Annotated in this window: 10 protein-coding genes; 1 reads left to right on the top strand and 9 read right to left on the bottom strand. The window is 58.0% G+C overall.

Going from position 1 to position 10,542, the window contains the following annotated elements; translation table 11 throughout:
* Positions 1–99 precede the first annotated feature (99 nt).
* The 6 genes from msrQ to ACIPL2_RS28050 form a co-directional block, all read right to left on the bottom strand.
* Positions 100–720 (bottom strand): protein-methionine-sulfoxide reductase heme-binding subunit MsrQ, encoded by a 621-nt coding sequence (gene msrQ, locus ACIPL2_RS28075; protein ID WP_401362006.1) that lies wholly within the window; start codon positions 718–720, stop codon positions 100–102.
* The gene (gene msrP, locus ACIPL2_RS28070) at positions 720–1,733 is read right to left on the bottom strand and encodes a protein-methionine-sulfoxide reductase catalytic subunit MsrP (RefSeq protein WP_401362003.1); all 1,014 of its coding nucleotides are present in this window, start codon (positions 1,731–1,733) and stop codon (positions 720–722) included. The genes msrQ and msrP overlap by 1 nt, the downstream gene beginning before the upstream one ends.
* Positions 1,734–1,796: 63 nt before the next feature.
* The gene (gene pssA / locus ACIPL2_RS28065; RefSeq protein WP_056746100.1) at positions 1,797–2,654 is read right to left on the bottom strand and encodes a CDP-diacylglycerol--serine O-phosphatidyltransferase; all 858 of its coding nucleotides are present in this window, start codon (positions 2,652–2,654) and stop codon (positions 1,797–1,799) included.
* Between the two features lie 144 nt (positions 2,655–2,798).
* On the bottom strand, positions 2,799–3,815 hold the full coding sequence (ilvC, locus tag ACIPL2_RS28060; protein WP_007948647.1) for a ketol-acid reductoisomerase: 1,017 nt from the start codon (positions 3,813–3,815) through the stop codon (positions 2,799–2,801).
* Between the two features lie 48 nt (positions 3,816–3,863).
* Complete coding sequence (gene ilvN / locus ACIPL2_RS28055; protein WP_003176102.1) at positions 3,864–4,355, bottom strand: acetolactate synthase small subunit; 492 nt, start codon at positions 4,353–4,355, stop codon at positions 3,864–3,866.
* A gap of 2 nt (positions 4,356–4,357) precedes the next feature.
* The gene (locus tag ACIPL2_RS28050) at positions 4,358–6,082 is read right to left on the bottom strand and encodes an acetolactate synthase 3 large subunit (protein WP_401362000.1); all 1,725 of its coding nucleotides are present in this window, start codon (positions 6,080–6,082) and stop codon (positions 4,358–4,360) included.
* A 399-nt stretch (positions 6,083–6,481) separates the two neighbouring features.
* On the opposite strand from ACIPL2_RS28050, the gene ACIPL2_RS28045 reads away from it, so the two are divergent.
* A complete protein-coding gene (locus ACIPL2_RS28045) occupies positions 6,482–6,895 on the top strand; it encodes a DUF4124 domain-containing protein (RefSeq protein WP_401361997.1) in 414 nt (137 codons plus the stop codon).
* Between the two features lie 128 nt (positions 6,896–7,023).
* Here ACIPL2_RS28045 and ACIPL2_RS28040 read toward each other — a convergent pair whose 3' ends face one another.
* From ACIPL2_RS28040 to mrcB, 3 genes are read right to left on the bottom strand one after another with little or no spacing between them, the layout of a single operon-like run.
* Positions 7,024–7,359, bottom strand: coding sequence for a YqcC family protein (locus ACIPL2_RS28040; RefSeq protein ID WP_401361994.1), 336 nt, complete (start codon positions 7,357–7,359; stop codon positions 7,024–7,026).
* Complete coding sequence (locus ACIPL2_RS28035) at positions 7,359–8,096, bottom strand: tetratricopeptide repeat protein (protein WP_401361991.1); 738 nt, start codon at positions 8,094–8,096, stop codon at positions 7,359–7,361. The genes ACIPL2_RS28040 and ACIPL2_RS28035 overlap by 1 nt, the downstream gene beginning before the upstream one ends.
* A 16-nt stretch (positions 8,097–8,112) precedes the next feature.
* Positions 8,113–10,437: a penicillin-binding protein 1B gene (gene mrcB / locus ACIPL2_RS28030; protein ID WP_401361989.1), complete on the bottom strand. Its 2,325-nt coding sequence runs from the start codon at positions 10,435–10,437 to the stop codon at positions 8,113–8,115.
* Positions 10,438–10,542 lie beyond the last annotated feature (105 nt).

Genomic DNA, 10,542 nt, shown 5'->3' with positions numbered 1-10,542 from the left:
AAAACTGCGTAACTCTTTGTTTACCAAGGAGTTTTCCGTTTCGACTGCGCCGGAAGTGGGGCGAATTATAGACACTCAGGATTTGCCGTCAACACTTAATTACACCTTTCGTGCAGAAGGTGTCTTTTTAGCCATTAAACGGGGGATTCGACGGGTTACAGGTGGTATCCGCAGCACCAATAACAACGCACCTATAGAAGCATAGACAGCCCACTCCTTCAGATCGGCGCGAACAATCCACAACATGTGCAGCAATCCAAGCCCGAGAACCACATAAGCCAGCCGATGCAGCTTCTTCCAGCGAGACCCCAAACGTCGCTGACTGTAGCGATTGGACGTGACCGCCATCGCCAACAAACACACAAACCCCAGCGTCCCGACAATGATGTACGGCCGTTTACGCAACTCGACACCCAGCTGCGACCAATCAAAGCCGAGGATAAACGCCGTATAGCTACTCAGGTGCAGCACCACATAAGCAAAACACCACAAACCCAGTTGTCGCCGGACAGCCACCCACCCCGCCCAACCCGTGAGCTTCTGCAAAGGCGTCATGCTTAAGGTAATGAGTAGCAGAACAAGCGTCCCCAGCCCCAACCGATCGACCAGCACCTTGCCCGGATCAGGCCCCAGCACATCCGCCCAGGCCTGGTACAACCACAGCAGCGGCCACACTGCTGCAGCTATAAAGACGCCCATTCGCCAAATCGGAAAACGCATCAGTAGTTCTTCCGCAAATCGAGCCCTGTATAGAGAGAGGCGACTTCATCCGAGTAGCCGTTGAACATCTGCGTATCCCGAACATTGGGCTTGAACAGGCCGCTCGGCAAACGCCGCTCACGGGCCTGGGTCCAGCGCGGGTGATCGACCGTAGGATTCACGTTCGCATAGAAGCCATACTCATCCGCGGCAATGCTCTGCCAGGTGGTTTTCGGTTGCTCGCTGACCAGGCTGATGCGCACGATGGATTTGACGCTCTTGAAACCGTATTTCCACGGCACCACCAACCGCAAAGGCGCGCCGTTCTGATTCGGTAACTCGCGCCCGTACATGCCCACGGCGAGAATCGCCAATGGATTCATCGCTTCATCCAGCCGCAGCCCTTCCACATAGGGCCAGTCGATCAAGGCAAAACCGGAACGTTGCCCCGGCATGCTCTTCGGATCTTCCAAGGTTTCGAAGCGAATGAATTTGGCTTTGGAGGTCGGCTCGACTTCCTTGAGCAAAGCCGAGATAGGAAAACCAATCCATGGAATGACCATCGACCAGGCCTCCACACAACGGAGTCGATAAATCCGTTCTTCCAGCTGATAGGGCTTCATGAAGTCTTCCAGCGCATACCGTCCGGGCTTACCCACTTCCCCGTCGACCACCACACTCCACGGTTCGGTTTTCAGCGCGCCAGCGTTGGCGGCCGGGTCACCTTTGTCGGTGCCGAACTCATAGAAGTTGTTGTAGTGGGTCGCATCCTTGAACGGCGTGATCGCCTCGTCCTTGACGTTGACCGCACCCCACTGAGTAGAAGGAAGCTTTTCGGCAAACCAGGAAGGTGCCTTGCCAGGCTCGACGTCGGCATAACGTGGCGCATCGCCGGCAGAAGCCCAACGCGGCAGACTGCCTACAGCCAATCCGGCGACAGCAGCACCGAGCACATTGCGTCGAGAAAGATAGAAGGATTCAGGCGTGACGTCCGACTCATGGCAGTCAGACGCTTTGGGGACTTTGATCAGCATGACGACTCCGCAGCATTGGAGGACAGATGCACCAATAGACTGCGGAGTATGAGGGAAATTACCTCACTCGGCGTTTTTGTGCCGACGAAGGCGCAGCAGGTATTGCACCGGGCCGGAAGCTGCGTAAGCGAGGAAAACCAGCAGCAGGATGCGCGGCGGATCGCTGAACACCACTGCAAACACCAGCACCACGGCGAGAATCGCCACGAACGGTACGCGCCCTTTCAAGTCCAGCTCCTTGAAGCTGTTGTACTTGATGTTGCTGACCATCAGCATGCCGGCCGCCGCGACCATCAGCGCCACCAGGAAGGACATCTTGGAACCCTGGATGCCGTAATCACTGAACGCCCAGACAATGCCGGCGACCACACCCGCGGCAGCCGGGCTGGCCAGACCGATGAAGTAGCGTTTGTCGGCGGTGCCGACCTGGGTATTGAAACGCGCCAGGCGCAAAGCCGCACCAGCCACATAAATGAAGGCGACCATCCAGCCGACCTTGCCCATATCACCCAAGGCCCAACCGAACGCCAGCAAGGCCGGCGCCACACCAAAGGCAACCATGTCCGACAGCGAGTCGTACTCGGCGCCAAAGGCACTCTGGGTGTTGGTCATGCGTGCGACGCGACCATCGAGGCCGTCGAGCACCATAGCGACAAAAATGGCGATGGCAGCAAAAGCAAAATACTTGCTCGCACCGATCGAATCACCGGCACTCAAGGCGCTCTGGGCGCTCATCGAGTTGATGATGGAATAAAACCCTGCGAACAGGTTCGCAGTGGTGAACAGATTCGGCAGAAGATAGATACCACGATGCCGGACTTTACGGCCTTCAGCGTCATGCCCTTCTTCGATGTGTTCATCGATGGGCAGCAGGCTTTCGGCGTCAGAAGCCTGGTTTGGCTCTTCGGGACGTTCGCTCATGGACATTACCTTGCAACAGGGTGGAAAGTTTCGACAGGTGTCTGGGACGAGGGTTCGCCCGCAAACGATGCAGCTTTATACCAGAACCGGCCTCCCAAACGAAAAAACGCGGCCTAAGCCGCGTTTTCCGTACAAGCGCGCGACTTAGTTTTTAGCTTTGTCGACGATCTTGTTGGCACCGATCCACGGCATCATGGAGCGCAGTTGCTCGCCGATGATTTCGATACCGTGAGCGGCGTTGTTACGACGCTTGGCGGTCATCGAAGGATAGCCGGTTGCGCCTTCGCTGATGAACATCTTGGCGTATTCGCCGTCCTGAATACGTTTCAGGGCGTTGCGCATGGCCTGACGGGATTCGGCGTTGATCACTTCCGGGCCGGTCACGTACTCGCCGTATTCAGCGTTGTTGGAGATCGAGTAGTTCATGTTGGCGATACCGCCTTCGTACATGAGGTCAACGATCAGCTTCAGTTCGTGCAGGCACTCGAAGTAGGCCATTTCTGGCGCGTAGCCAGCTTCAACCAGGGTTTCGAAACCGGCTTTGACCAGCTCAACGGTACCGCCACACAGAACGGCTTGTTCGCCGAACAGGTCGGTTTCAGTCTCGTCCTTGAAAGTGGTTTCGATGATGCCGGTACGACCGCCACCCACGCCAGCAGCGTAGGACAGTGCAACGTTCTTGGCGTTGCCGGACGCATCCTGATAGATCGCGATCAGGTCAGGGATACCGCCGCCTTTGACGAACTCGGAACGCACGGTGTGACCCGGTGCTTTCGGCGCGATCATGATCACGTCGAGGTCAGCGCGCGGAACAACCTGGTTGTAGTGGATCGCGAAGCCGTGGGAGAAGGCCAGGGTGGCGCCTTTCTTGATGTTCGGCTCGATTTCGTTCTTGTACAGGGCAGACTGGAATTCGTCCGGGGTCAGGATCATGACCAGGTCGGCAGCAGCAACGGCGGAAGCAACGTCAGTCACTTTCAGGCCGTGGGCTTCGGCCTTGGCAACTGTCGCCGAACCTTTACGCAGGCCAACGGTAACGTCAACGCCGGAGTCTTTCAGGTTGCACGCTTGAGCGTGGCCCTGGGAACCGTAACCGATGATGGCAACTTTCTTGCCCTGGATGATCGACAGGTCGCAGTCTTTTTCGTAATAAACTTTCATGAAATTCCCCTATATATCCAGGCCGTTCAGGCCATTCGCTAATTTGGTTTAGATGCTGAGTACTTTGTCGCCGCGGGCAATACCGGTTACGCCGCTGCGGACGGTTTCCAGGATCGAAGCGGTGCCAATGGACTGAATGAAGCTGTCGAGCTTGTCGCTGGTACCGGTCAGTTGAACGGTATACACGCTAGCGCTGACATCGACGATCTGCCCACGGTAAATATCGGTAGTGCGCTTGATCTCGGCGCGCTGGGCGCCGGTGGCCTTGACCTTGACCAGCATCAGTTCGCGCTCGATGTGAGCACTCTCCGACAGGTCGACCAATTTGACCACTTCGATCAGCTTGTTCAGGTTCTTGGTGATTTGCTCGATCACTTCATCATGGCCAACCGTGGTCAACGTCAGGCGCGACAGGGTCGGGTCTTCGGTTGGCGCTACGGTCAGGCTTTCGATGTTGTAGTTGCGCTGCGAGAACAGGCCGACTACACGAGACAGAGCGCCGGGTTCGTTTTCCAGAAGCAAGGAAATAATGTGCCGCATGATTAAGTACGCTCCGTCTTGCTCAGCCACATATCGCGCATGGAGCCGTCTTTGATCTGCATCGGGTAGACGTGCTCGCTGGCATCGACCTTGATGTCAATGAACACCAGGCGATCCTTCATGGCGAACGCTTCTTCCATCATCGGCTTCAAATCTTTCAAGTCGGTGATGCGCATGCCGACGTGACCGTAGGCTTCAGCCAACTTGACGAAGTCCGGCAACGATTCCATGTAGGAGTGCGAGTGACGCGCGCCGTAGCTCATGTCCTGCCACTGACGAACCATGCCAAGCACGCCGTTGTTGAGCAGGATGATCTTCACCGGCAAGTCATGCTGCAAGCAAGTCGACAGTTCCTGGATGTTCATCTGGATACTGCCTTCACCGGTCACACAGGCGACGTCAGCGTCCGGGAAGTTCAGTTTCACACCCATTGCAGCAGGGAAACCGAAGCCCATCGTGCCCAGCCCACCGGAGTTGATCCAGCGATTCGGCTTGTTGAAGCGATAGTACTGCGCCGCGAACATCTGGTGCTGACCCACGTCGGAGGCCACATAGGCATCGCCCTTGGTCACTTCGCACAGGGTTTCGATCACGGTTTGTGGCTTGATGATGCTGCCGTCACCCTTGTTGTAAGGGAACATCTCGCGACCACCGCGCCACTCTTCAACTTGCTTCCACCAGTTGGCGACCGCTTCCTTGTTAGGGGTTTCGCCGATTTCCTTGAGGGTAGCGACCATTTCGGTCAATACGCTTTCCACCGGGCCTACGATAGGAACGTCGGCCTTGATGGTCTTGGAGATCGACGCCGGGTCGATATCGATGTGGATGATCTTGGCGCTTGGGCAGAACTTGGACGAACCGTTGATGACACGGTCATCGAAACGCGCGCCGACGGCCAGGATCACGTCCGCATGGTGCATCGCCAGGTTGGCGGTGTAGCTGCCGTGCATACCGAGCATGCCGAGGAACTGACGGTCCATGCCCGGATAAGCGCCAAGGCCCATCAAGGTATTGGTGACCGGAGTGTTCAGCAGTTGCGCCAACTCGGTCAACGGCGCGGAGCCGTTACCCAGAATGACACCGCCGCCGGCATAAATGATCGGCCGCTTGGCCGCCAAGAGCATTTCCACGGCTTTGCGGATCTGGCCCGAGTGACCACGAACCGCCGGGCTGTAGGAGCGCAGCTTGGCTTTTTTCGGGAAAACGTATTCGAACTTCTCGGCCGGGTTGGTCATGTCTTTCGGGATGTCGACAACGACAGGACCAGGACGACCGGATTGTGCCAGGTAGAAGGCCTTCTTCATGACTTCCGGGATTTCCGAAGCATGCTTGATCATGAAGCTGTGCTTCACGATCGGCCGGGAGATACCGATCATGTCGGTTTCCTGGAACGCATCGGTCCCCACCATGGTGCTAGGCACCTGGGCGGTCAGGATGACCATCGGGATCGAGTCCATGTACGCCGTGGCGATACCGGTAATGACGTTGGTCGCGCCGGGACCGGAGGTCACCAGTACGACGCCGGCCTTGCCGGTGGCACGCGCATAGCCGTCAGCCATGTGCGTGGCAGCCTGCTCATGACGAACGAGAATATGTTGAACAGATGGTTCTTTGAACAGCGCATCGTAGATATGCAATGCGGCACCACCCGGGTACCCATAGATATACTTGACGCCTTCGTCACGCAAAAAGCGGACGATCATCTCACCGCCAGATAAAAGCTCCACGTTGTCCACCTCTAAAACGCCAGAATACCGTCCACCTAAGAGGGACGGGTCTTAATAGGTTTACTTCTCAGCAGAGCATGAGCGACGGTGGTCGCCGACTACGTCAGCACTGACTGAGCAAGTATTGGGATCGTCCCAAGTGTTGCGGGCCTTTCCCACCCAGCGCGAGGTAACGCGTTGCGGGTGTAACAGGTCGGCGCGGATGTGCGCCTCATGATCTGCTGAGTGGGTCTGCTTCTGGCAGTCCCTCTACAGCGGACTTTGGATTCTTCTGTTTCGTCCCCTGCAAGTCAAGTCGTCAATGTGCTTTATTGAAGTAAGCACATGAGAAAGCAAGAAAAAACCGCTAAACAGCAACTGTGTTAGCTTCAATTGCGCAACTTATGGCAAGGAAATGGCATGCGAACGTTCTTCTTGGTCACTCTGCTGATCAGCCCTTTGTGTATGGCCGGTCAGATCTACAAATGGGTCGACGCCCAAGGCGTTACCCACTTCGACGCGCAACCGCCCCCGGGTCAGGAAGCCACCACCGTGGTCACGCCCTCCCCACCTGCTGGCAAACCCGCCACGCTGCCACGCAGCAATGTCATCGGCGATCAACAGGCGATCGACAAGACGGTTAAAAAGCAGGTCGCCGAGCAGCAAGCCCAGCTCAAGGTATTTTGCGAGCAGGCGCGAACGAACCTGGCTCAACTGCAGAACAATCCGCGGGTACGGGAGGAAGTCGACGGCGAGATGCGTCGCCTGACCGACGAACAACGTCAGGAGCGTATTACCGAAGCACAGAAGCAGATCAAGGATAACTGCCAGTAGAACCCCCGTAGGAGCTGTCGAGAGAAACGAGGCTGCGATCTTTTGACTTTGATTTTTTAAGATCAAGATCAAAAGATCGCAGCCTCGTTTCTCTCGACAGCTCCTACGGTTCCCACGGTGGATTGGTGTCAGCGGGAGTCGGTGATCAGCAGGTCGAACTCTTTGAGCAGTACCTGCAACTGCCGGTCCTTGCCCTGGACATTACGGGCGGCGAAGACCATTTCGGCCATCTCCTGAATCCCCGAGGCGTTGGGCAATGGCAGGTCCTGTTCGAGGATCGCTTTCATGCGCGGCAAGAAAATCCATTGCAGCCACTGCTCGAAATCCAGCGTATCGACCGAGAACGGCTCGACGCTCGAAAGCGCTTCCGCGGAGGGCGGGACGTCGTCCCACCAACCCTGAATTCGCAGCTCACGCTCGATCAGCAATAACTGCTCGGCGATTTTCGGGAAGCGTGCGTCCATCACGAAGCAACCTTGGCCTTCTGACGGGCCAGTGCAGCGCCAGCGGAATCACCCTGTTTCTCACGTGCCTGGGCGATCAATTCCCACAGGCTGGCCTGAAGGGCCGGACGACCATTGGCGAACGTCAGGCCACGTCGAGCGAACTGCTCGGCTTGTGGCGCATCGCCTTGAGCCATGCGCACCTGCGCCAGGCGATAAAGCACTTGCGGCTCACGCGGCGCGACACGTTGGGCGCGCTCAAGGCTGGAGGAAGCACCGTTGAGATCACCGCTCGCCTGTTGTTGCTGAGCGGTCGTCAGCAGCGCCAGTACCGGACCGTCCAACTGCTCGTCGGCAGACAAGCCGCCACCGGTGCTGGCGGAAGGAATTCCGCTCGGCGTCGACGGCATGCTGTAGCTGCCCTGATTGACCGGCGCCGACTGAACCGGCGCGGTATCGATCGGCCCCGGGGTAATCGGGCCTGGCGTGATCGGTGCCGTGCTGATCGGTGCCGATGTCACGGCACCGCCACCTGGCACCATCACCACCACACCGGTGTCGCCTTGCGGGATCGCTTGAGGCTGGGCTTGCACAGGGCGCTTGGACGTCGTCTGACGGTAACCGCCATTCGCCGAAATACGCTCACTGTTCGACACGGCGCTGCCGGAATCCACAACCGGAATCGAGCCGCGCTGTACGCTGGAGCAACCGCTGAGCAAAGCCACGGCGGTCACCGCTGGAATCAACCACTTGTTCACTTGAAACCCTCTTTGCTTAATTCATCCAGCCCTTGACCCAATCCATCACCGTTTCGCCGGAAACAGGGCTTTCGCCACCGCAAGCGGCGCCGGGAGGCGGTTCGCTGCCGCGAATATACGGCATCTGCACCGCACCTGGGCAGTTGGCATCGGAGCCTTGCCCGGTGCGCGAATCGACCCAGGCTTGAACAATGTTATCCGGCTGCGGCATGTCCAGCGGCAGCGGATCGGCCTTGCGCATGAAACTGGTCCAGACCTGCAAGGCACCGGTGGCGCCGGTGAACGGCGTCTTGCCGTTGTCATCTCGACCCAGCCAGACCACGGCCAGCAAGTCCTGACTGAAACCGGCGAACCAGCTGTCTCGCGAATCGTTACTGGTACCGGTCTTGCCCGCCAGGGTCAGGGTTTTCGGCAGCACGTTATAAACCGAACTGCCGGTGCCTTCACGCATGACGCGCTGCATGGCGCTCTGGATCAGGTAAATCGAGGCCGGATCGAAACGCTGCTGAATCTGGAACGGATAACGCTTGAGCGGCTCGCCTTCGGCGGTCAGTACGCTGCGGATCCCGCGCATCGGGGTATTGAAACCACCGTTAGCCAAAGTCTGGTACATGGTCGCCACTTCGATCGGCGTCATACCGCCGGCCCCCAGCAACATCGACGGGAAGGCCGGAAACTCGCGAGTCACGCCCAGGCGCCCCAGGGTTTTCAGGACGTTTGGCACACCTACTGCCAACCCGAGACGCGCGGTCGACAGGTTGTAGGAATGCGCCAGGCCCTGGTACAGGAATACGGTGCCATGGGAGCGACGATCATAGTTCTGCGGCTTCCAGACCTGGCCGTCCGCGCCTTTGACCGAGAAGGAATCGTCCGACAGCCAACTGGTCAAGGTGTACTGGGTCGGTTTCTCCAGGGCGGTCAGATACACCGCCGGCTTGATCAACGAACCGATCGGTCGTACCGCATCCAGCGCCCGGTTGAAGCCGGCAAAACTGGCCTGACGGCTACCGATCATGGCCTGGACTTCGCCGGTTTCCGGGTTGGTCACGACCATGGCCGCTTCAACGTCATCGGAACCCTTGCGCCCGGAGAGTCGCTTGAAGGTGTCGTTGACCGACGCTTCCGCTTTCATCTGCAGGATCGGGTCGAAACTGGTGAAGATCCGCAGACCTTCTTCGGTCAAGTCTTCGTCGCGATAGTCTTCGCGCAGCTGACGCTTGACCAGATCGAGGAAGCCCGGGAACGAGCTGTCCGCCAGCTTGCCGCGTGTGGTCACACCCAGTGGCATTTTCTTCGCTGCAGCGACCTGTTCGGCGGTAGCAACACCTTGTTGCTCAAGGACATCGAGCACGAGATTGCGCCGTTCAAGCGCCCGCTCAGGGTTGCGACGCGGGTTGTAATAGGACGGCCCCTTGACCATGCCCACCAGCATTGCGACTTGATGCAGTTTCAGTTCGGACAATGGCTGCCCGAAGAAAAACTGGCTGGCCAAGCCGAAACCGTGCACCGCGCGCTGGCCATCCTGACCGACGAACACTTCATTGAGGTAAGCCTCAAGAATTTCTCGTTTGTCGTAATGCAGCTCAAGCAACATCGCCATCATGGCTTCGGTGAGTTTACGGGTCAGGCTGCGTTCGCTGGTCAGGTAGAAGTTCTTGACCAACTGTTGCGTCAGCGTACTGCCGCCCTGGGTCATCTTGCCGCCAGAAGTGTTGACGTAAACCGCGCGGGCAATCGACTTGGGCGATACGCCCCAGTGGCTATAGAAATCCCGGTCTTCCACGGCCACCAGGGTTTCCAGCAGATACGGCGGCACCTGATCGATCTTGATCAGAATCCGGTCTTCGAGGTTTTTCGGGTAAATCCCGCCGATCAGCAGCGGTTCAAGACGCACCACAGAGAGCTTCGAACCGTTCGTCGCCGAGAGTTCGGCCACGTAGTCGCCGGAGAAACGCACGCGCACAGGCTGGGGTTTTTCCAGGCCTTCATAGAACTGGAAACCACGGGTATTCAAATCGACGGTATTGCCGCTGACCGCCGCTGCGCCGGGGCCGTTGCTCACGGCTTCGCGCCGGTAGCCCAAGGCATCGAGCTCGGTGAGGAAGTCTTCCTTGCTCAGCTTCTGCCCGGTAAACAGCTCGAGCGGGCGTGCGTATACCTTGGCTGGAATGGTCCAGCGCTTGCCGGAGAACTTCTCCTGGACAATAGCGTCGAGGTAAACCGCAAATCCGGCGAGCACCACGAGGCCGACCAGACTGAGTTTAAGGGCCCAGCCCAGCCAGGGGCTCAGGCCCTTGGAAGGTGGTTTTTTAGGGGTGCGGGGGGATCGAGTACGAGTCATGGGCGCGGATTATACGCACTTTATTCATACTCAACAGAAGCCCTCCGAGGTTTGCGTCGGGCGGACTTGCGGCCATAATGTCGGCCTTGAATTTTCCCAGCCTCT

This window comes from Pseudomonas sp. NPDC086251, assembly GCF_044746405.1.
Classification (GTDB): domain Bacteria; phylum Pseudomonadota; class Gammaproteobacteria; order Pseudomonadales; family Pseudomonadaceae; genus Aquipseudomonas.
Note: the sequence above shows the minus strand (reverse complement) of the source record. Positions and strands in the feature narration are given on the sequence as shown.